Annotated in this window: 26 protein-coding genes and 1 other RNA gene; 20 read left to right on the forward strand and 7 right to left on the reverse strand. The window is 48.2% G+C overall.

All coding sequences use genetic code 11. The annotated features are described in order from the left end of the window. The first annotated feature begins 17 nt into the window (after positions 1-17). The 3 genes from ACL9RG_RS08530 (at position 18) to ACL9RG_RS08540 (ending at position 3,961) form a co-directional block, all read left to right on the forward strand. The gene (locus tag ACL9RG_RS08530; protein WP_422792166.1) at positions 18-755 is read left to right on the forward strand and encodes a MurR/RpiR family transcriptional regulator; all 738 of its coding nucleotides are present in this window, start codon (positions 18-20) and stop codon (positions 753-755) included. A 173-nt stretch (positions 756-928) separates the two neighbouring features. Continuing rightward, positions 929-2,464, forward strand: coding sequence for a PTS transporter subunit EIIC (locus tag ACL9RG_RS08535; protein WP_422792352.1), 1,536 nt, complete (start codon positions 929-931; stop codon positions 2,462-2,464). Positions 2,465-2,524: 60 nt separating this feature from the next. After that, entirely contained in the window at positions 2,525-3,961 is a 1,437-nt protein-coding gene (locus ACL9RG_RS08540; protein WP_422792167.1) for a 6-phospho-beta-glucosidase, read from the forward strand. A 100-nt stretch (positions 3,962-4,061) separates the two neighbouring features. Here ACL9RG_RS08540 and rraB read toward each other — a convergent pair whose 3' ends face one another. Then, positions 4,062-4,490: a ribonuclease E inhibitor RraB gene (gene rraB / locus ACL9RG_RS08545; protein ID WP_422792168.1), complete on the reverse strand. Its 429-nt coding sequence runs from the start codon at positions 4,488-4,490 to the stop codon at positions 4,062-4,064. 168 nt (positions 4,491-4,658) lie between these two features. On the opposite strand from rraB, the gene argF reads away from it, so the two are divergent. The 12 genes from argF (at position 4,659) to ACL9RG_RS08605 (ending at position 13,141) form a co-directional block, all read left to right on the forward strand. Continuing rightward, positions 4,659-5,666: an ornithine carbamoyltransferase gene (gene argF, locus ACL9RG_RS08550; RefSeq protein ID WP_422792353.1), complete on the forward strand. Its 1,008-nt coding sequence runs from the start codon at positions 4,659-4,661 to the stop codon at positions 5,664-5,666. Between the two features lie 359 nt (positions 5,667-6,025). Beyond that, on the forward strand, positions 6,026-6,961 hold the full coding sequence (pyrB, locus tag ACL9RG_RS08555) for an aspartate carbamoyltransferase (protein WP_422792169.1): 936 nt from the start codon (positions 6,026-6,028) through the stop codon (positions 6,959-6,961). A 13-nt stretch (positions 6,962-6,974) separates the two neighbouring features. Next, complete coding sequence (gene pyrI / locus ACL9RG_RS08560) at positions 6,975-7,439, forward strand: aspartate carbamoyltransferase regulatory subunit (protein ID WP_422792170.1); 465 nt, start codon at positions 6,975-6,977, stop codon at positions 7,437-7,439. 103 nt (positions 7,440-7,542) lie between these two features. After that, positions 7,543-7,929, forward strand: a complete 387-nt coding sequence (gene ridA, locus ACL9RG_RS08565; protein ID WP_422792171.1) for a 2-iminobutanoate/2-iminopropanoate deaminase — start codon at positions 7,543-7,545, stop codon at positions 7,927-7,929. Positions 7,930-8,400: 471 nt separating this feature from the next. Next, a complete protein-coding gene (locus ACL9RG_RS08570) occupies positions 8,401-9,081 on the forward strand; it encodes a DedA family protein (RefSeq protein ID WP_422792172.1) in 681 nt (226 codons plus the stop codon). Then, positions 9,081-9,494: an EnvZ/OmpR regulon moderator MzrA gene (gene mzrA, locus ACL9RG_RS08575; RefSeq protein ID WP_422792173.1), complete on the forward strand. Its 414-nt coding sequence runs from the start codon at positions 9,081-9,083 to the stop codon at positions 9,492-9,494. The genes ACL9RG_RS08570 and mzrA overlap by 1 nt, the downstream gene beginning before the upstream one ends. Positions 9,495-9,609: 115 nt before the next feature. After that, complete coding sequence (locus ACL9RG_RS08580; RefSeq protein WP_422792174.1) at positions 9,610-9,981, forward strand: DUF1090 domain-containing protein; 372 nt, start codon at positions 9,610-9,612, stop codon at positions 9,979-9,981. A gap of 148 nt (positions 9,982-10,129) precedes the next feature. Further along, positions 10,130-10,435, forward strand: a complete 306-nt coding sequence (locus tag ACL9RG_RS08585) for a DUF883 family protein (protein WP_422792175.1) — start codon at positions 10,130-10,132, stop codon at positions 10,433-10,435. Between the two features lie 2 nt (positions 10,436-10,437). Next, entirely contained in the window at positions 10,438-10,842 is a 405-nt protein-coding gene (locus tag ACL9RG_RS08590) for a phage holin family protein (protein ID WP_422792176.1), read from the forward strand. After that, positions 10,839-11,135: a YqjK-like family protein gene (locus tag ACL9RG_RS08595; RefSeq protein ID WP_422792177.1), complete on the forward strand. Its 297-nt coding sequence runs from the start codon at positions 10,839-10,841 to the stop codon at positions 11,133-11,135. The genes ACL9RG_RS08590 and ACL9RG_RS08595 overlap by 4 nt, the downstream gene beginning before the upstream one ends. A 307-nt stretch (positions 11,136-11,442) precedes the next feature. Further along, positions 11,443-11,835, forward strand: coding sequence for a DoxX family protein (locus tag ACL9RG_RS08600; RefSeq protein WP_422792178.1), 393 nt, complete (start codon positions 11,443-11,445; stop codon positions 11,833-11,835). 319 nt (positions 11,836-12,154) lie between these two features. Then, positions 12,155-13,141, forward strand: coding sequence for a glutathione S-transferase family protein (locus tag ACL9RG_RS08605; protein ID WP_422792179.1), 987 nt, complete (start codon positions 12,155-12,157; stop codon positions 13,139-13,141). A 50-nt stretch (positions 13,142-13,191) separates the two neighbouring features. Here ACL9RG_RS08605 and ACL9RG_RS08610 read toward each other — a convergent pair whose 3' ends face one another. Beyond that, positions 13,192-14,097, reverse strand: coding sequence for a LysR family transcriptional regulator (locus ACL9RG_RS08610; protein WP_422792180.1), 906 nt, complete (start codon positions 14,095-14,097; stop codon positions 13,192-13,194). Positions 14,098-14,211: 114 nt separating this feature from the next. Here ACL9RG_RS08610 and ACL9RG_RS08615 point away from each other — a divergent pair, with 114 nt between their 5' ends. Beyond that, on the forward strand, positions 14,212-14,916 hold the full coding sequence (locus tag ACL9RG_RS08615) for a pirin family protein (protein WP_422792181.1): 705 nt from the start codon (positions 14,212-14,214) through the stop codon (positions 14,914-14,916). Positions 14,917-14,995: 79 nt separating this feature from the next. On the opposite strand, the gene ACL9RG_RS08620 is transcribed toward ACL9RG_RS08615, so the two are convergent. From ACL9RG_RS08620 to rsmI, 5 genes are all read right to left on the reverse strand, one after another. Continuing rightward, positions 14,996-15,496, reverse strand: coding sequence for a hypothetical protein (locus tag ACL9RG_RS08620; protein WP_422792182.1), 501 nt, complete (start codon positions 15,494-15,496; stop codon positions 14,996-14,998). Next, on the reverse strand, positions 15,493-15,849 hold the full coding sequence (locus ACL9RG_RS08625) for a tlde1 domain-containing protein (protein ID WP_422792183.1): 357 nt from the start codon (positions 15,847-15,849) through the stop codon (positions 15,493-15,495). Before ACL9RG_RS08625 ends, ACL9RG_RS08620 begins: the two co-directional genes overlap by 4 nt. 11 nt (positions 15,850-15,860) lie before the next feature. After that, on the reverse strand, positions 15,861-16,352 hold the full coding sequence (locus ACL9RG_RS08630; protein ID WP_422792184.1) for an Hcp family type VI secretion system effector: 492 nt from the start codon (positions 16,350-16,352) through the stop codon (positions 15,861-15,863). A 272-nt stretch (positions 16,353-16,624) separates the two neighbouring features. Beyond that, positions 16,625-17,003, reverse strand: an RNA gene (gene rnpB / locus ACL9RG_RS08635) — RNase P RNA component class A. Between the two features lie 82 nt (positions 17,004-17,085). Then, positions 17,086-17,967, reverse strand: a complete 882-nt coding sequence (gene rsmI / locus ACL9RG_RS08640) for a 16S rRNA (cytidine(1402)-2'-O)-methyltransferase (protein ID WP_422792185.1) — start codon at positions 17,965-17,967, stop codon at positions 17,086-17,088. Between the two features lie 62 nt (positions 17,968-18,029). Between rsmI and ACL9RG_RS08645 the strand changes: the two genes are divergently transcribed. The 4 genes from ACL9RG_RS08645 to dolP all read left to right on the forward strand — a co-directional run bounded on the left by ACL9RG_RS08645 (position 18,030) and on the right by dolP (position 21,732). Further along, complete coding sequence (locus ACL9RG_RS08645; protein ID WP_422792186.1) at positions 18,030-20,063, forward strand: penicillin-binding protein activator; 2,034 nt, start codon at positions 18,030-18,032, stop codon at positions 20,061-20,063. Positions 20,064-20,150: 87 nt separating this feature from the next. After that, entirely contained in the window at positions 20,151-20,507 is a 357-nt protein-coding gene (locus ACL9RG_RS08650) for a YraN family protein (protein ID WP_422792354.1), read from the forward strand. A gap of 49 nt (positions 20,508-20,556) precedes the next feature. After that, the gene (gene diaA, locus ACL9RG_RS08655) at positions 20,557-21,147 is read left to right on the forward strand and encodes a DnaA initiator-associating protein DiaA (protein ID WP_422792187.1); all 591 of its coding nucleotides are present in this window, start codon (positions 20,557-20,559) and stop codon (positions 21,145-21,147) included. A gap of 9 nt (positions 21,148-21,156) precedes the next feature. Then, positions 21,157-21,732, forward strand: a complete 576-nt coding sequence (dolP, locus tag ACL9RG_RS08660; protein WP_422792188.1) for a division/outer membrane stress-associated lipid-binding lipoprotein — start codon at positions 21,157-21,159, stop codon at positions 21,730-21,732. Positions 21,733-21,734 lie beyond the last annotated feature (2 nt).

Here is a 21,734-nt window from a genome sequence, read left to right on the forward strand (position 1 = left end):
GGAGTCAGCGCATCACTATGTTTACCTACAAAGCCATTGCATCACTCAATGAATTAGAGTTGATGGTTTACAACTACATCATAAAAAATACCGACAAAGTGATGTATATGACCATTCGTGAGCTGGCTGATGTAGCAGGAGTATCGACGACAACTATTTTACGCTTCTGCAAAAAGATGCAATGCGATGGCTATTCTGAGTTCCGTATCCGTTTCAAATTATATCTCGAACATGAAGAAAAACCGCCGGTCAGTTTTGGCGTCAGTGAAATCATCAGCTATTTTAAAAGCATTAATAATAGCGAGTTTGATGAATTACTTGAGCAGGCCGCAGTGGAAATTGCCGCTACTTCACGCGTCATATTTGTGGGCGTCGGTACTTCTGGTGCGTTGGGAAAATATAGCGCACGTTTCTTTTCTAATATAGGGAAATTCAGTACCTATATAGACGATCCTTACTATCCTATTAATAGTGACATGTATCAGGATGCTGTCGCCATTATTCTTTCTGTTTCCGGAGAGACAGAGGAAATAATACGTATTGCCAGCCAGTTCCGCTTACATAAATGTAAGCTAATTAGTTTAACTAATAGCGAAAGCTCAACATTGGCACGCATGGCAGATCTTAACATTTCCTATCATATGGCACCGTCCTTATTAGAAGGACAGTACAATATTACTACCCAGATCCCCGTTATTTATATTATTGAAACCATTGGCAAGAAACTGCCATTATTAATCAAACCGAAGCATTAATAGAATTAAAGAAAATGCCATAAAACAAGGTGTTTTTTCCTTGTGACAAATCACCAGCCAGGCATTTCGTTATATCGTGACTTGATTTTGCTTTTTGCTACACTCCAATCGACATCTTAATAAACCAAAAAAAATAAAAAACCTCAGTCTGTCCCTGCATCAGGAGAATAATGATGGCGATTGATTACGCCCAAACGGCGCAAGAAATTTTAAAATATATTGGTTGCGATAATAATGTGATTACTGTCACACATTGCGCAACTCGATTAAGATTTATTTTAAAAGATAATACGATAGTCGATAAAGAAGAATTAAATCGTGTCAAAGGCGTTATTACTGTAATTGAAGCCGGTGGCCAAATGCAGGTGGTTATTGGCAATCACGTGGGAGATGCCTTTAAACAAGTGCTGAAACTGATAAACATTGATGACAGCGCACCGGTGGCCGCGCCTAAAGTCGGTATTGTCAGTCGCCTGATGGATATCATCTCCAGTATTTTTGCCCCATTCCTCTACCCTCTTGCCGCCTGCGGTATCCTACAGGGCATTATCTCGTTATTAGCGGCTATAGGTTGGATGGATGCCAATAGCGGTACCTACCGCATTCTTAACTTCGTCTCCTGGACTGCCTTTACCTTCTTGCCAGTGATGATTGCTTTTACTGCGGCGAAAAAATTTAATGTTAACCCGTTTACCGCGGTGATCACCGCCTGTGCGCTGATCAGCCCGGATTACATGAATATGCTGACGGCCAATAAAATTGCCACGGTCAACTCAGCCGATCCGGCAATGCAGCAGTTGATGCATGAAGCGCTGAATAATCCTCAGATAGTGCATATTCTCAATAGCGTGGCTGGTATTCCGGTTTCAGCACCAGCGCTGGATTTCTTTGGCATTCCGATTCAATACCTCAGCTATACCGCCTCCGTCATCCCGATCATTCTGATGGTCTGGGCCATGTCTTATATTGAACGCTTCTTCGAAAAAGTCCTGCCGAGCGTGGTGCGTAACCTGTTCACGCCAATGTTCTGTATTGCCATTATGGTGCCTCTGACGCTGCTGGTATTCGGCCCGGTGGGCAATCTTATCGGTGGCGCAATTGGCGGGGTTTACAACACGCTGTATCACCTCAGCCCAGCGATTGCCGGTTTTGTCGTTGGTGCATTCTGGCAGCTGTTAGTGATCTTTGGTGTTCACTGGGGCATTACGCCGGTCACCGTCGGTAACTATGCAACGCTGGGTTATGACACCTTTACCAGCCTGCAGGCCTCTTCAGTCTTTGCGATGGCAGGCAGCCTGTTTGGCGTCTACCTGAAAACCCGCAACCGTGAAATGAAAGGGATTTCACTGTCAGCCGGCGTGACCGCACTGTTTGGTATTACCGAGCCTGGACTGTACGGCGTCGCGTTGCGCCTGAAAAAACCCTTTATTTGCAGCTGCATCGCCGGCGGCATTGGTGGCGCAATTGGCGGGTTCTTTAATGCGGTGTCCTGGAGCTATTGCATACCTGGTATTGCGGTGATCCCGGTGTTCTTCAAAACCGGACATATGCCGCAGTTCCTCGGCTTTGTCTTATCGATTGTCGTCGCCTTTGTACTCGGCGTACTCATTACCTGGCTGGTGGGCTTTAAAGATGAAGCTGACAACGTGAAAGCACCGACGCCTGCCGCCAAGACACCTAAAGCACAGGCCGCGCTGAAGCAGGCTTAAAAGATATTTATTCGTTGGGGCAGACAAGACTTTGCCCCCTTTCAATCAAGGGAGAAGCTCATGAGCTCGCAACAATTACCAAAAGACTTCTTATGGGGCGGTGCCGTTGCTGCCCATCAGGTAGAAGGTGGCTGGAATAAAGGCGGTAAAGGCGTGAGCATTGCCGACGTTCTGTCTGGCGGTGCGCACGGTGTCGATCGCATCATGACCGACGGCGTACAAGAAGGTTATCGCTACCCTAACCACGAAGCCGTAGAGTTTTATACCCACTACAAGCAGGACATTGCGCTGTTCGCCGAGATGGGTTTTAAGTGTTTCCGTACCTCAATTGCCTGGACGCGCATCTTCCCCAACGGGGATGAACAGCAACCTAATGAAGCCGGTTTGCAGTTCTACGATGATATGTTCGATGAGTTACTCAAATACGGTATCGAGCCGGTCATTACTCTGTCGCATTTCGAAATGCCGTGGCATTTAGTGAAAGAGTATGGCGGCTGGAAGAATCGCAAAGTAGTCGATTTCTTTGTGAAATTCAGCGAAGTGGTGATGGAGCGCTACCGGAACAAAGTAAAATACTGGATGACCTTTAACGAGATCAACAACCAGCGTAACTGGAAGTATCCGCTGTTCGGCTATTGTTGCTCTGGCGTGGTATATACCGAGCAGGAAAACCCCGAAGAAACGATGTATCAGGTGCTGCATCACCAGTTTGTTGCCAGCGCTAAAGTGGTCAAGCTAGGCCATCAGATCAATCCAGACTTCCAGGTTGGCTGCATGGTGGCAATGGTCCCGCTGTATCCTTTCTCCTGCCATCCTGATGACATGATGTATTCCGTAGAATCCATGCGCGAACGCTTCCTGTTTGGTGACGTGCATATGCGTGGTTATTACCCATCATATATTTTGAAAGAGTGGCAACGTCGCGGCTTTAACATTCAGATGGAAGACGGCGATTTAGAGGCACTGCGTGAAGGCTGTGCCGATTATATGGGCCTGAGCTACTACATGAGCAATGCAGTCTCAGCACATAATCCAGGGACTGACAACGGGCTGTCTGGTTTTGCCGGTAGCGTACCAAATCCGCACGTTAAAGCCTCTGACTGGGGCTGGCAGATTGACCCAGTGGGTTTACGTTATTCATTAAGCGTGCTCTATGAGCGTTATCAAAAACCGCTGTTTATCGTTGAGAACGGCTTTGGTGCCATTGATAAAGTCGCTGCAGATGGCATGGTGCACGATGACTATCGTATTGCTTATTTGAAAGCACATATTGAGCAGATGAAGAAAGCCGTGTTTGAAGATGGCGTGGATTTGATGGGTTATACGCCGTGGGGTTGTATTGACTGCGTGTCATTCACCACTGGTGAATACAGCAAGCGCTACGGCTTTATTCACGTCGATAAGAACGATGATGGCAGCGGCAGCATGGCGCGCTCACGCAAGCTGAGCTTTGACTGGTACCGCAATGTGATTAAAAGCAACGGCGAACAGCTATAACAGCCGTGACCTAAAAAGTAAAAACCGGGCAATCGATGTGCCCGGTTTTTATTATATTGGCATCGGCGAAGCGCCCGACCAGACGGTTATCGACGCGTGATTAATGACGCTTACCGTCATCGTCTTCGTCAACGAATTCACCGTCTTCATCTTCTTCGCCATCTTCGTCTTCGTCGTCGCCTTCGAAGTAAGTGCCCCAACCGTCGTAATTCACGCCCTGCGCTTCAGCCAATGCCACCAGCTGTTCAACTTGGGTATCAATCAGCTCAGCATTGAGTGCGATCTCACTGATCACATCGCAGCACATCACGATAGAACCATCTTCCAATTCCAGCTCTTCGGCATCAGTGACTTCATAACCGAGTGCGAAAGCCGCAACGGCGGCTTTCTCCAGAACATCAAATTTCTCGCAAGAGAAATGGTGTTCGATAGTGTAAAGCGCGTCAGGATCGCTGCCATCATCCAGCAGCTCTTCGATGATTAAGCGGGTCTCTTCACGTTGTTCTTCAAGCAATTCACGGTTTGCCATGCCTCAGTCCTCAATCAATATGACGTTTAGGTGCTATTTTCACACACCACCGGGTTCGCCTCCACTATAAACGACAAAGTTTTTCTCACGGGGTTGTAATTGCATATTCATACATATAAATTGAATTTTAATGCAATTGAAAATAATGAATCACCGGAGCGAGATATGATGAGTTTATTGAGTAAGCGCCATTTTCTTAGGCTGCTGGATTTTACCCCGAGCGAACTAACGTTCCTGTTAACCCTGTCAGCCGATCTTAAGGCCGCTAAAAAAAACGGCACTGAAAAAGCCCGCCTGCAAGGGAAAAACATCGCGCTCATCTTCGAAAAAGACTCGACTCGTACCCGATGCTCTTTCGAAGTTGCCGCCTTCGATCAGGGTGCTCAAGTCACTTATCTCGGCCCAAGCGGCAGCCAAATTGGCCATAAAGAATCAATGAAAGATACGGCTCGCGTACTGGGTCGTCTTTACGACGGTATTCAATATCGCGGTTTTGCGCAGAAAAATGTCGATACGTTGGCGGAATATTCTGGCGTACCGGTATGGAACGGACTGACCACTGAATTCCACCCAACGCAGCTACTGGCCGATTTGCTGACCATGCAGGAACATCTACCCACTAAAAAGCTGTCGCAAATGACCTTGGCCTATCTGGGAGATGCGCGTAACAATATGGGCAACTCCTTGCTCGAAGCGGCGGCACTGTGTGGGTTGGATTTACGTTTAGTCGCACCGACAGCCTGCTGGCCGGATGCCGAGCTGGTAGCAACCTGTCAGGAACTGGCTGCCGCCAACGGCGGGTCTATCACCTTAACGGAAGATATCGCCGCAGGTGTCAAAGGGGCTGATTTCTTATATACCGATGTTTGGGTATCGATGGGCGAGCCAAAAGAGACCTGGAAAGAACGAATTAGTCTGCTGCGCCCTTATCAGGTCAATATGAATACCCTCGCCCTGACCGGCAATCCGCAGGTTAAGTTCTTGCATTGCCTACCAGCATTCCATGATGATCAAACCACGCTCGGCAGCCAAATGGCCGAAGAATATGATTTGCACGGTGGTATGGAAGTGACCGATGAAGTGTTTGAATCCACGCATAGCGTAGTATTCGACCAAGCGGAAAACCGCTTACACACCATCAAAGCAGTGATGGTCGCCACCCTCGGTTCCCTGTAACACCTCTTTTGTCTGTCACCCGATGGGGCGTTTTAACATCGGGTGGCGGCACGTTTTGCCAGGCTTTAGTAGCTCGCCACATCACTCTCGGTAAAGCGCATAATGATGCAAAAAGGTGACCCCTTCCCCTTGCAGCTAAAATTGCTGCGCGTATAATGCGCCACAATTTGCCGGGAGAAAGACATGAATAATCGCCACATGCTGATACAACATCACCTGCCAACTGGCGGCGTTCAGCCCGTGTTTCTCCCATTGCTGACCCGATCGCAGAAAGCCCCTCATTGAGGGGCTTTTTTTTGTCTGCAATCTGAATATAACCACCGGCCGCACGAAGTCAGGGCGGAATTTAGGAGAGTGATATGGCTAACCCGCTGTACCAAAAACACATTATCTCAATCAATGATCTCAGCCGCGAAGAGCTGGAACTGGTGCTCGATACCGCCGCCAGTCTGAAAGCGAATCCACAGCCGGAGTTGTTGAAGCATAAAGTGATAGCCAGTTGCTTCTTCGAAGCATCAACGCGCACTCGCCTCTCCTTTGAAACCGCGATCCACCGCCTTGGTGCCTCAGTGGTTGGCTTTGCCGACGGCAGCAATACCTCTTTAGGTAAAAAAGGCGAGACGCTGGCAGATACTATTTCGGTTATCGGTACTTACGTCGACGCGATTGTGATGCGCCATCCACAAGAAGGCGCAGCGCGTCTGGCGACCGAGTTTTCTGGCGGTATCCCGGTACTTAACGCCGGTGACGGGGCTAACCAGCATCCAACGCAAACGCTGCTGGATTTGTTTACCATTAAAGAAACTCAGGGCCGTTTGGATAACATTAATATCGCGATGGTCGGTGATTTGAAATATGGCCGCACGGTACATTCACTGGCCCAGGCGCTGGCGAAATTTACCGGCAACCGTTTCTATTTTATTGCGCCAGATGCGCTAGCCATGCCGAGCTATATCCTCAATTTGCTTGAAGAAAAAGGCATTGAATACAGCCTGCATGAAAGTATCGACGAGGTCGTGCCTGAACTCGATATTCTCTATATGACTCGGGTACAGAAAGAGCGTCTGGACCCCTCTGAATACGCCAATGTTAAAGCGCAGTTTATTTTGCGTGCCACAGATTTGGCCAATGCCCAGCCCCACTTAAAAGTGCTACATCCGCTACCACGCATTGATGAAATCACCATTGATGTCGATAAGACGCCGCACGCTTGGTACTTCCAGCAGGCAGGAAATGGTATTTATGCACGCCAGGCGCTGCTAGCACTGGTTTTAAACGCTGACACTGCGCAATAAGGAGAACTCCACCATGACTCAAGACAACAAGCTCCAGGTTGAAGCCATCAAATGCGGCACAGTGATCGACCATATTCCCGCGCAAATCGGCTTTAAACTGCTGTCGTTGTTTAAGCTGACTGAAACGGATCAACGTATCACTATCGGCTTAAATTTGCCGTCCAATGAATTGGGCCGTAAAGATATTATTAAAATCGAAAATACGTTCCTGACCGAGCAGCAGGTTAATCAGCTAGCGGTATATGCCCCAAAAGCCACGGTTAATCGCATCGACGATTACGTAGTCGTCAAAAAACTGATGCCGACATTGCCAGACCAAATCAATGGCGTGCTGCGCTGCCCGAACAGCAACTGCATCAGCCGTTTTGAGCCGGTCGTATCGAGTTTTGCAGTCAAGAAACGTGCCGCCGAGGTACAGTTGCAATGCAAATACTGCGAGAAGGAATTCGAACATAACGTGGTGATGCAAGCAGACTAAAACGTTATACATCAAGCCGTAGATAAACTTGAAGGATGGCGGGTATACCTACTGCGCTATATACTGTCTGCTCACGTTATTTTACTCAAAACCAGGAGATATCATGTCCCGTGAAATCAGTACTGAACTCGCCCCAGCCGCTATTGGTCCTTATGTTCAAGGCGTTGATCTTGGAAGCATGATCATAACTTCAGGCCAGATCCCGGTTGACCCAAAAACCGGCAATGTGGCGGAAGATATTGCCGCGCAGGCGCGTCAATCGCTAGAAAACGTACAGGCTATCGTTGAAGCCGCTGGTTTGAAAGTAGCTGATATCGTTAAAACAACCGTATTCGTGAAAGATCTCAATGACTTCGCGACGGTTAATGCTACGTATGAAGCATTCTTTACTGAGCATAAAGCGCCATTCCCAGCGCGTTCATGCGTTGAAGTTGCCCGTCTGCCAAAAGATGTGAAGATCGAAATCGAAGCTATTGCCGTTCGCCGTTAATCGGCCGCGTTGATTATTGCGGTCAGCCTGGTGCTGACCGTAAAGCATTCCCCCTCTTTCGCTGTCATCAACAATCCCTCGAGCACATCCGGTAACAACGCTGCAAACATCAGATATTTCCCACGCTTTTATGCGATTTACCTCCATTTCGCTGTCAAACACTGTCGAGTAATGTCAGAGAGTGTAAAACCCTGAGATAAAGCGCTATCAAAGTTAAACCAACACGCTGAACACTGTATATTTACCTGTCTCAGCCATTGGTATTTTGTTACAGTTAGACCACTTTTTTTACTGGTAATGTGCAGCAGAAATCATCGCATTGCCCGGTTGTTTGACCCCATCTCCCGCCACGGATAAGGCTGAACCTCAACGCCAATCAGTATCGTATTTCAGTATTGGATTGTCGTGCTCCACTCAAATAAGGCGAGCACGGTGTTGAATGAATAAAAACTATGGAGTTTCTTACGTTAAATGGAAATCATTAGCTCGCTTGTACAGGCCTTATGGCAACAGGACTATGAAACGCTAGCCAATCCCTCTTTGGTGTGGACGCTTTATTTCATTCTGTTTTTAATTATTTTTATGGAAAACGGTCTATTACCTGCGGCATTTTTGCCCGGTGATAGTTTATTGATTTTGGTCGGCGTATTAATCGCCAAAGATGCAATGAATTTCCCACTTACCGTTTTCCTGCTGACTACCGCCGCTAGCCTCGGCTGCTGGCTCAGTTATATTCAAGGCAAATGGCTGGGCAATACTCGCATCGTCCAAGGCTGGCTGGCGCATTTGCCAGCGCAATACCACGAACGAGCGCATCGCCTGTTCCACCGCCATGGTTTATCTGCGTTACTTGTTGCTCGTTTTATCGCCTTTGTGCGTACTCTACTGCCAACCATCGCCGGACTCTCAGGCCTGAGTAATACGCGTTTTCAGATATTTAATTGGCTCAGCGGCTTATTGTGGATCTTAATTTTGACCACCTTAGGCTATGTTCTGGGCAAAACCCCGCTATTCCTGCGTTATGAAGATGAACTGATGTATTGCCTGATGATATTGCCTCTGGCATTGCTGGTGATTGGCTTTATCGGCTCTCTCGTGGTGCTGTGGCGTAAGAGAAGAACCCAAGGTCAGAGTAAAGGGAACAATGCATAATGAGTCAGCCACAGAATGAGGCCATAAAGAACATCGCCAAAAAGCCTTACCGCGCGTTCGTCTACGCCTCAATTCTGTTGGCTGCCGTAGGATTACTCGTCAATTTTTTCGTTTTTCCTCCAGCATCACCTATCGATAACGCGCTACAAATTAGCTCATCTCAAGTTGGCCAAGAGCTGCCAGACGGCTTTTATCTCTATCAAGGGCTAAACCAGCGCGGGATCACTGTTCAAAGTATCACTCGAAAAAACAATATGTTGATTGTTGCGCTGAGTTCATCAGCACAACGACAACAGGCGCAAAACGCGTTGAAACAAATCCTGCCCATTGGCTATGAAATTAATGTCTCCACTCTGCCGCAACAAACCGAGTGGGTAGATAAATTAGCCCACGATGACTTCCACCTTGGCTAGTTTTATCCAAGCTTTTCAGATTAACCTCAAGATCTCGGCAAGTTAACTATGAGAAAATAGTTTTAGGAAGAAATTGCTAATACCTCGTTTTAATTGGAAAAATGGATGTGACCTCATGAAGCTAAAGCTCTCCGCTGTATTTATATTACCCGTATTGGCATTCAGTTCTGCCGCCTTCGCCGCCCCAGAAACTTGCGCTGTAAAAATCCAACAGATAAAAACTCAACTTGAGTTTGCTCACCAGCACAACAACAAAGGACAGATCGATGGGCTGCAAAAAGCGCTGACCGAGACTCAACAAAATTGTACGGATAGTGGTTTGGCCGAGAAAAAGCAGCGCCATATTGCTCAGAAACAAAAAAAGGTTGAAGAACGTGAGCAGGATTTGAAAGAAGCTCAGGCCTCAGGAAGACAAGATAAGATTGAGAAGAAACAGGCAAGATTAGACAGCGCACGCAAAGAATTGCAGCAAGCACAGGCTCAATAATAATGTGAGATATCCAACGTGAGAACGTTGGATTTTCGTGGAAATTCCCGCCGTTGGTTTCCGTTAGAGACGTGCATCAGCATTTGCGATCTACCGGAAACCCGCTATGGTAAATATTCGTATCAGAAATGAATGGAGTGAAATACACATGGCTAAAAATACAACTTCCGACGATCTGCGCACTGAACTTAAATCCTTGGCGGATACACTTGAAGAAGTGCTTTCTTCATCAACTGATAAGTCTAAAGCTGAACTAGATAAACTTCGCAGCAAGGCTGAAGGTCTGTTGAAAGATTCCCGTGAACGCTTGGGCGAAACCGGTGAGAAAATCGCTCATCATTCGAAAGAAATCGCCAGCCGTGCTGATGATTACGTTCATGATAAACCTTGGACAGGTGTTGGTATTGGTGCCGCTATCGGCGTTGTTATCGGCGTTCTGCTAGCTCGCCGTTAATTATGGCTGAACCTTTAAAAGCACCACCTCAAGGGCCAGGAAAAGGCATATTCGATAGTGCTCAGCGCATTATCAGTGTGTTAGTTGGCATAGTCGAAACGCGGGTGCGCCTGGCCGTAGTCGAGTTAGAAGAGCAGAAAACGAACCTCTTCCAACTCCTGCTGATGGTTGGCGTCACATTGATCCTCACCGCCTTCGGTTTAATGAGTCTGTTAATTCTGATTTTCTCAGCTATTGAGCCAGAATACCGACTCACGGCGATGGTGGTAACAACCGCTGTTTTACTGGTGCTAGCAATTATTTTTGCGGTTTGTACCCTTTCCAAAGCTAAACGTTCAATGATTCTGGGTGCGACTCGCAAACAGCTTGAAATTGATCGAGCGTTGTTGGAAAAGGATGATGAATGAGCAAAAACAAGGCACCGAAACCGGCCGCCGCTATCCGTAAAGCCAGACTCTTGCGCCAAATCGAGCGCCAACGTAGCGAGCTGAGCATAGCAAGTCATGATTGGCTACAGGCTACCGAAAAAGTCGACCGCGCCTGGATTAAACTGGTCGATATGCGCAAGTATTTGGCCGTCGGTTCCAGCGTATTGGCTATCTATAGCATTCGCCATCCAAGCTTCTTGCTACGCTGGGCCAAGCGTGGGTTTGGCGTCTGGAGTACCGTGCGTTTAATGCGCCGCACCTTTACTAAGTGAGTAGCAAGCGATATTGCAATAGGTTACTCGCTCCCTAAACGGGCATGATTGAGCTTCTGAATCTTGCCCGTTTGTATTTCCCCCGATCCAATCTCCCTACTTTTTTCAAGGCATACTATGCTTATTTGTAAGCATTTCGTGCCTAATTCAATTTATTTGATGAATTCAGACAGTTTTACTCGATAACAAAAATCATTAGCAACGACTACTATCTGATCATCACCCAACATGGTAGCGAAAGTGAATAATACCTGAGTGGAATAATAACCTTATTTATCAATTAATTGCATTACATTTGGAGTCAAAGATGAACAAGTTACAAAATACCGTCTTTCTGGTCGCACGTATTCTGATGCCAATCCTGTTTATTACTGCTGGTTGGGGAAAAATCACTAACTACACTGGCACTGCGGGCTATATGAGCTCAATGGGCGTACCTGGCGCGCTTCTGCCACTGACTATCCTGCTGGAGTTTGGCGGCGGTCTGGCAATTCTGTTCGGTTTCTTGACTCGTACCACGGCTATCTTTACCGCAGGCTTCACCATTTTGACTGCATTAATCTTCCACGTTGACTTCGCAAAAGAAGTTAACCAAATCATGTTCTTGAAGAACCTGACTATTGCCGGTGGCTACCTGTTGCTGTTCGCTGCAGGCCCAGGTGCTTACAGTATTGACCGTTTGATCAAGAAAAATTGGTAATCGCATTTCGTCAAATGCAAAACTCATAAGTTGATTCCTTAGGGCGATGTGATAACCACTTCGCCCTTTTTTATTTATACCCCAAATAATTGGAGTTGTATCAAGGCGGCAAGAGCATGACAAATCAGTCTGGAACTGATTTGAACAGCGCTTTGCGCAGGCCCGCAGGGTGAGCTCCAAAGATGGAGCTCATAATCCCGATGAGCTTACTAAGCTAAGTGATCCGGGTAAGTAAGCGCAGCCAATGTAGAGACAAATTCAAGTATGACGGGTATATCGTTCAATATTCTTCTGCATCCACGACTCGAGGAGACGCATCATGGGACAATTGGTCGAAGGTATCTGGCAAGACACGTGGTACGACACCAAATCAACGGGCGGGCACTTCAAGCGTATCGCGTCGCAGTTTCGTAATTGGATCACATTTGATGGTTCACCTGGAGAGCAAGGGCGTGGTGGTTTTGCCGCCGAGAAAGACCGATATCATCTTTACGTTTCATTAGCTTGCCCTTGGGCGCATCGCACCTTGGTGATGCGGACACTAAAAGGCTTGGAATCGCTAATTCCTGTATCAGTGGTGCATCCGGTGATGCTTGACCGTGGCTGGACATTTGCCACCGACTTCCCCAATGCAACCGGTGATGACTTGTATCAGTTGAACTATGCCTATGAAGTTTATTTGCGGGCACAGCAAGATTACACAGGTAGGGTAACAGTGCCTATTCTGTGGGATAAACATCAGCAGACCATTGTCAGCAACGAATCTGCCGATATCATGCGTATCTTTAATAGTGCTTTTGATGCCCAAGGTGCACGAGCCGGAGATTACTATCCAGAGACATTGCGCGGGGCAATTGATGAGGTTAATGAGTGGGTTTATCCGCACATTAACAATGGCGTGTATAAGGCAGGGTTCGCCACCAGCCAGGAAGCTTACGATGAAGCGGTTGACGGGCTGTTCAACGCGCTAGACCGCGCGGAAGCAATACTGGATAAACAGCGTTATTTAACAGGCAATACCTTAACCGAAGCCGATCTTCGCCTGTGGACGACGCTGATTCGTTTTGACCCTGTCTATGTAACCCATTTTAAATGTGACCGCCGACGTATCAGCGATTATCCGAACTTGTTTGCTTTTCTTCGTGATATTTATCAGATACCTGGGATAGCACAGACCGTAGATATGGCGCACATTCGCCACCATTATTACCGCAGCCACGCCACAATTAATCCGCATGCGATTATTTCGACCGGCCCGGTACAAGACCTTGATGCCCCTCACGGACGTGACGTCCGTTTCGGCTAAGCGCTATCATGACTCCTTAGCCTCGTAAAAGCTAAGGAGTCATTACCTCGCTATTTATCCTCGCGCTTTGCCAGCAAACGAGGTATTTCACGCAGGAACCAGGCTTTTGCCTCACCCATGCTATCGCGACGCCAGGCCATAATAATGTCGATTTCACGACTAAACTCAGGGCTGACCACTCGTAGACGACCTTCGGCAATATCCTGCTCGATCATCTCGTACGGCATCGTTGCCACCCCTAATCCCGCCAGTAACGCTTGGCGTTTTTCTTCGATAGTACTCACTGTCAGTCTCTGCTGCTTCTCGAGCAGTTGCACGGTGAGTACTGGTCGCTCGCGTGCGGTATCGGCAACAGCAATACCACGATATTTTACTCGCGTTGCATCAGATAAGGGCTCGGGTTCCAGATGAATCGGATGATCCGGCGCAGCAACATGAACCCGGGTTAATTGGTATAACTTACGACTGTTGATTTCTGATGAGGAGCGAAAATGCAAATCCGGGGCGATCACAATATCCGCACGCCCTTGCTCCAGGCGCTCCCACGCACCAGCCAGTACCTCTGTTATCAAAGACACTTGGGTATTGGCTTTTTGTGCCAGTTTTTCAATCAACGGGAACAGTTGTACCGCAGGACACAGCGCCTCACATACAATCGTAATATGCGTTTCCCATCCGCGGGCCAAGGCTTCCGCATCTACCGTTAATTTATCGGCGGCCTCAAGCAATACACGTCCGCGTTCGAGCAGCATTCTGCCGACGTTAGTGAATTTTGTTCGATGACCAGAACGGTCAAACAGCACAACATCTAGCTCCTCTTCGAGTTTCTGCATGGTATAACTCAATGCAGAAGGGACACGGCCCAACTCATCGGCCGCCGCCGCAAAACTGCCGCGTCGATCGATAGCGTCCATGACCCTCAATGCTTCAAGTGTTAACGCGCGGTCTTTGCCCATCGCAAGTCTCTGTCAGGAAATTTGAATATAGTCACCAGATTAACTGGCTTACAATCGAGCGTCCAGACGCTTAACATTTACTTCATCGACAATTTTCATCACTGAGCCGCCGCCATGATTAAAAGTAGAACAGCAAAAGAGTGCGGAAAAGCCGACTTTGGTTGGCTGCAGGCACGTTATACCTTTTCCTTTGGGCACTATTTCGACCCAAAACTAATGGGGTATGCGTCGTTACGCGTATTGAATCAAGAAGTCTTGGCGCCCGGAGCCAGCCTTCAACCTCGAACCTATCCGCGCGTTGATATCCTCAATCTGGTGTTGCAAGGGGAAGCTGAGTATCGCGACAGCGATGGCAATATTATTACTGTTGCCGCAGGAGAAGCCGCTCTGCTCTCAACCCGAGCTAACGTCAGCTACAGTGAACATAATATAAGCAATACCCATGCGCTGACCAGAATGCAGCTATGGCTGGATGCTTGCCCACAGCATGAGAATCCATTGCTACAAAAGTTGCAGCTTAATGGCGATGCTTATCAGCTATTGGCGTCACCAAACGGCAAAGACGGCAGCCTGCAACTGCGCCAAGAGGTGTGGATTCATCAGCTTGATTTACAGCCGGGTGAGCAACAGACGCTAACGATTAACGGCCCCCGCGCTTACCTACAATCAATTCACGGTCAGGTTGATGCTATCGGCAACGAGAGCAACGATTGCCAAAAACTGGTATGTGGCGATGGTGCATTTATCCATCTGGAAAATAAAATCACGGTAAAAGCGCAGACGCCATTGCGCGCCCTGTTGATTGACTTGCCGGTGTGATCCACTTTTACATCGAAAACAAATGAGAAAAGCCCGCGTAACTGAGGTTACGCGGGGAAATATCCAGCATATACAGTCTTCATTTGGCTTTTTGAGCCTCTTCTGCTTTTACTTCTTCAATCCACCCTTCCAGTGACCAAAGACATTCTGCTGCTTGTGGCCCGGCATCAAGTAAAGACAGACGAGTGTGATTATAAATACGCAGCATTTCATCTTTAGGTTTATCCAGTGGTGAAACACAAGACAAAGCCGTACCTTGCTGATATTTATCATGATGTTTATCAAGTATTGCCAGTACCTTCAACGTCTCTTTAGCATTAGGTGCCAGCGCATAATAGAGCGCATCGGTAAGTTGATTAGCTTGCTGTAGATTAATGGCGGGGGCTAAATCAGGCGCAAGTGCGATCCATTCACCTTTACCGCTAGAAATATTATCCAGCACGGCTTTCCACTCATTAGGCGACACTTTTGCAGAAAATTCGACAGTCCCGTATTTATGTACCTGCTCACGAATATCTTGAGGTGTCATTGCAGCACTAGCTAGAGCTGGAAATAGTAATAGCACAGCGAGTAATTTCACCTTATCACCTCAAGATGCTCTGAAGAGTCTTTAATCAGACGGCGTATCGATGGAGCCAAAATAATGCACCCTGCGGAAGCAAAACCCGCAGGCTTATTGATACGCTCTCCATGAATACGGAATAAATTCCGGCCGAAAGAATCCCCTGAGATTTGGTGAAGTTCGATAGTCATTGGTCCTTTTGAAAGCGTCGTTGCCCCAATACGATACGTACCTCTCGGAAGTGGTCCCATTCCTTTAACCTGCTGACGATCTGGATTGTTTTTGTTGGTCAATACGCCGGAATATCCCTGCCCAACTAATTCACCATCATGAAACATCTCACCGGTACTTTGTTTATAAGTCCAAACCATTATTCATCTCCCTATGCAGTAACGCGTTCATTCCAGCTATCTGAATGAACAATATTGCCGTCCAAATACTTCCAGGTGATTTTTTCGTAGCACAATTCAACATACTCGAGATGATTGCGCCTCTCACCATACGCAGATTTGGTGTCATACATCAGCGGAATTATTCCGACGATTTTGACGTTCTCCAGAAGGGTGTTGAAATATTCCGTTTCTTGGCCCGCATCGTTGATTCGGTAGTATTTTATTTCAGCAGATTTAAGCGTTTGGCCAGTACATAAGGCCTTATAAAGGTAGGGGCTAGAGGAGTCGATCTCTTTATCAAAAGTGAACGGAGCATGTATCCGATTTCCGGTGATCTTTCCTGTGTTGTTATCGGTGGGCGTTGAGACACAGTGATTGAGCGCAATAATCTCAATGCTGCCTTGACGCTTGCAAACATCCGCTGAACCCTTGATATCAGCGCCGCCATCATCCTTTAACCACAGATATGCTGGTATTGCCATAATTACACCTCCTTATGAATGAGGTGAATAGAGTAACCAAAAACAACACTAAAACCAGGGTTATTGATCTTTTTATGTACTAATTAGTCAGGCTTGTGATGCCGTGCAGAGATGCACAAAAGAATTTAGCGATAGGAAATTTGAAATAACGTTAATTGCTGTTACCGCTGAGAATTGTGTTTGGGATTGGAACAAGCGCTGATGCACTCCATCTTAGTCTTCACGTTAACGCGAAATGTAGATGGAATACATCAACCCATTGTTTTTAAAGAAGTTGGAGTTGACCGTTAAGCCGGGTTCTGTCGTGGACAGTCATTCATCTAGGCCAGCAATCGCTCACTGGCTCAAGCAGCCTACCCGGGTTCAGTACGGGCCGTACCATGTGAACCCCTATTTGGCCTTGCTCCGGGTGGAGTTTACCATGCCACGAACTGTTGCCAGTCGCGCGGTGCGCTCTTACCGCACCCTTTCACCCTTACCTGATCCCACTTGCGTGGGCCATCGGCGGTTTGCTCTCTGTTGCACTTGTCGTAGGCTTGCGCCTCCCAGGCGTTACCTGGCACCCTGCCCTATGGAGCCCGGACTTTCCTCCCCTTCATCTGTCTCCCCCGAAAGGGACGGCAACGAAGCGGCGACTGTCTGGTCAACTCCGGCGCGGATTATAGGGGTTCCCGCTCAGGATGTATAGCGCCGATCGCCTTTCACACTCTGCAACTGACCAAAAACAGTGCAATTATTCGACGTCGTCGACTTCTTCACCTTGTTGTTCAAGCGCGTATTTATAAAGCGCGTTCTTTTTCACACCGTGGATCTCTGCGGCAAGTGCTGCGGCTTTCTTCAGCGGTAACTCTTTTTGCAAAAGCGACAGCGTGCGCAGTGCTTCCGCAGGCAGTGCTTCGCTATCCGGTGAATGACCTTCCACAATCAATACCATTTCACCACGTTTACGTGTTTCGTCTTCTTTGACCCAATCAAGCAAAGCGCCTACGCCGTCACCACGGATATTTTCCCAGGTTTTTGTCAGCTCACGTGCCAGCACAACATAACGATCTGGCCCCCACACCGTCACCATATCCTGTAAGCTTTCTAACAGCCGGTGAGTGGATTCATAGAAAATCATGGTACGCGGCTCTTCAATTAATGCCTGCAACACATCTTTTCTCGATTTAGTTTTGGCCGGGAGAAATCCTTCGTAACAAAAACGATCCGAGGGCAAACCGGCGGCACTCAGTGCTGCAATTGCCGCACAGGCTCCCGGCAAAGGAACGACACGTATACCGGCTTCACGACAGCGGCGCACCAGGTGATAACCAGGATCGTTAATCAATGGTGTTCCTGCATCAGAAACTAATGCAATACTTTGACCTTCCTGGAGTTTTGCCAGTAAATGATCGGCTTTCTGCTGTTCATTATGGTCGTGCAACGGGTACATTTTGGCGTTAATGGCGAAATGTTGGAGCAGTAATCCCGTGTGGCGAGTGTCTTCGGCAGCAATCAAATCGACGCCTTTAAGTACCGCTAATGCCCGATGAGTAATGTCGGCCAGGTTGCCGATCGGAGTCGGTACCACATACAGCGTTGATGCAGAAATATCTGCTTGATCGTGTTGATTCATTGTTTCATCCGGATTGCCGATTTAATATTGAGCATCTTGAAAAAAACATCACTGGAAACAGCATGCCTTCCTCAACAATTTTTCGTACACGCACGGGACGTTTAATCCCTGCCATTATTGTAGCGATGTTACTCGCCAGTTGTTCGAGCCAAGCGCCACAAACGCCACCAGAAAGTGTTCAGGGAGCAGCAGCTGGAACTTCCGCCTACTATCTGGCCCAAGCGCAGCAAAGTAGCGATGATAACAAGGCTGAGTGGCAATTACTTGCGATTCGTGCCCTGTTACGTGAAGGCAATCTGCCACAAGCAGCAGATCAGTTTGCACAGTTGCCGCCAAAAGGATTGACCGCAGTCCAGGCTCAGGAGCAACAACTGCTGGGAGTAGAGCTGCAAATTGCGCAAAAAAATTATCCAGAAGCAGCGGCACAATTAGGAAAACTCGATGTCGATAGCCTCTCTGGCGATCAGAAAGTGCGTTTCTATCAGGCACAAATCGCCGCCAGCCAAGGCCGCGCCAGCCTGCCGCTGATCCGCGCCTATATTGCGCAAGAGCCGCTGCTACAAGGTAAAGATCATCAGGATAATATCGATAGCACCTGGCTGACGCTGACTCAACTTTCTGCACAAGACATCAACAGCATTGTGATCAATGCCAATGAGAACGTGCTGCAAGGTTGGTTGGACTTACTTAATGTTTGGCAAACCAATAAGCAAGACCCTGCATTGCTGAAAGCCGGTATTGAAGATTGGCAAAAACGCTATCCTTATAACCCGGCGGCTAAAAACCTGCCGCAGCCGTTAACTAATGTGCTGAGCTTTAAACCGGCTTCAGCCGAAACTATCGCACTGTTCTTGCCAATGAGTGGGCCTGCGCAGGTTTATGGTAATGCTATCGCCCAAGGTTTCAACGCAGCAGTAAAAGGGCTACCTAGTGCAGCACCGGCCGCACAACCTGCCCCAGTGCAACCAACCGCAGCACCTGCAGACCCAAATGCCGTCGTGAGCACAGCAACACCACCAGTCACCGCAGCAACAGACCAGCCGGCGGCGCCAGCAGCGGCTCCAACGCCTGCCGCCCCCGCTCCAGCCCCTGCGGCTAACGTCCAGGTAAAAGTCTACGATACCAATAGCCAGCCTATTCCTGTGCTACTCAGCCAGGCTCAGCAAGATGGCGCGACGTTAATCGTTGGGCCATTGATCAAAGATCAAGTGAGTGCATTAGAAGCGACCAGTACTCAGCTCAATGTGTTGGCCCTTAACCAGCCTGAAACTGAGAAAAACAGCCCAAATATCTGTTATTTTGCCCTGTCTCCTGAAGATGAAGCTCGTGACGCGGCACGCCACATGTGGGCGCAGCATAAACAAGCCCCGCTATTGCTGGTACCAAACGGTAACTTCGGCGATCGCGTTGCCCAAGCCTTTGCCGATGAGTGGCAGAAACAGGGCGGCCAGACAGTGTTGAAACAGACTTTCGGCACTTACTCTGATTTGAAACAACAGGTTAGTCGTGGCGGAGGCTTACGCCTGTCCGGCACGCCAGTTATTTCTACTGCACAAGCGACACCAGCACAGCCTAGCGTGACTATCGCCGGGTTGACGATTCCAGCACCACCAACGGATGCACAGATTGCGCAAACTTCTGGCGCGCCATCTGGTGCTATCGACTCGTTGTATGTGGTGGCAACGCAAGATGAGTTGACGCTTATCAAGCCAATGATTGATTTATCAATCAACACCCGAGTGAAACCGACTATTTATGCCAGCTCTCGTAGCTATCAGGCAGGCGCTGGCCCGGATTATCGTTTGGAAATGGAAGGCGTGCAGTTCAGCGACATTCCATTACTGGCAGGTTCTAACCCGGCGCTAATGCAACAAGCAAGCAGCCAATTAGGCAATGATTATTCTCTGGTTCGCCTCTATGCGATGGGGATTGATGCTTATAACCTGGCCAATAACTTCTCGCAAATGCGTCAGATTCCAGGCTTCCAGCTAGCTGGCAGCACTGGCGAACTGTCAGCCAATACTAACTGTGTGATCCACCGTAAGCTGCCTTGGCTGCAGTATCATCAAGGAACTTTGAGCGCTGTTGGTAATTAGTGTTCGATATAATATGATCTAGGCTGGCAATCGACGAGACTGTCAGCCTAGATCAGGTACAAGGATGTGCTAATGCAAGAGAAAACGATGAGCACCCGCCAACGCGGGGCTTACTATGAAGCACTAGCCAGACAGCATTTAGAGCGTGCCGGACTTAAATTTATTGCCGCGAATGTGAGTTATCGCGGTGGCGAGCTTGATATTATTATGCGCGATCGGCAAACCTGGGTGTTTGTTGAGGTCCGTTACCGTCGCAATGCCAACTTCGGCAGCGCAGCGGCTAGTGTTACTTATCATAAACAGCGACGTTTATTACACGCCGCGGCCATCTGGCTTGCACACAAAGGTGCGAGCTTTGACACATCATCTTGCCGTTTTGATGTTTTAGCCATCACCGGTAGCCAAGTAGAATGGCTCCCTGATGCATTCAATGCGCAAGGATAAATCAAGATCGACTGGTTGCCTTTACAGCCTAACTGACGAGAAAAATCACGTGCTGGATAGAATCAAAGTCTGCTTTACCGAAAGTATCCAAACCCAGATTGCCGCAGCGGAAGCGCTGCCTGATGCGATATCACGAGCAGCGATGACGCTGGTGCAATCCCTGCTCAATGGCAACAAAATTCTGTGCTGTGGTAACGGTACTTCTGCGGCCAATGCGCAGCATTTTTCCGCCAGTCTGATAAATCGTTTTGAAACTGAACGTCCTAGCCTTCCTGCAATCTCACTATGTGCAGATAATATTATTCTGACTGCTATCGCTAACGATCGCCTGCATGACGAAATTTATGCCAAGCAAGTGCGAGCGCTTGGCCAGGCGGGTGACGTTCTGCTGGCTATTTCGACGCGTGGTAATAGTCGTGATATTGTCAAAGCGGTTGAAGCTGCCGTCACGCGCGATATGACCATCGTTGCTCTAACTGGTTATGACGGCGGTGAATTGGCCGGGTTATTGGGGCCCAATGATGTGGAGATCCGAATTCCGTCCCATCGAAGTTCTCGTATTCAGGAAATGCATATGCTGACTGTGAATTGCCTGTGCGACCTTATAGATAATACTTTGTTCCCACACCAGGACGATTGAGGAGAACCAATGAAGGCTAGTTACTTGTTTGCTGTAGTACTTAGCGCCCTCGTATTACAAGGCTGCGTAGCGGCCGCTGTGGTCGGCGTTGCAGGTGTTGCAACCAAAACTGGCACCGATCCGCGTTCCGTCGGTACTCAAGTTGATGACACCACGCTGGAAGCCCGCGTATCTAACGCCATCAGCAAAGATAAACAGTTAAAAACTGATGCACGTATCGTCGCCACCGCTTATCAGGGCAAAGTCCTGTTAACAGGCCAGGCACCGAGTGCCGATATGGCAACACGCGCTAAGCAAATCGCGCTTGGTGTTGATGGTACTACCGATGTTTACAATGAGATTCGTATGGGGAAACCCGTCAGTCTAGGCACAGCCTCCGTCGATACCTGGATCACCACCAAGGTACGCTCACAGATTTTGACCAGCGACTCGGTTAAATCTTCTAACGTTAAAGTCACCACAGAAAATGGCGAAGTCTTCTTACTAGGCTTGGTGACACAAGAAGAAGGTAAAGCAGCAGCGAATATTGCCGCTAGCGTCAGCGGTGTAAAACACGTGACGACCGCCTTTACCTACGTTCAGTAAGC

Source organism: Rouxiella sp. Mn2063, from assembly GCF_049319665.1.
GTDB lineage: Bacteria > Pseudomonadota > Gammaproteobacteria > Enterobacterales > Enterobacteriaceae > JBMOUD01.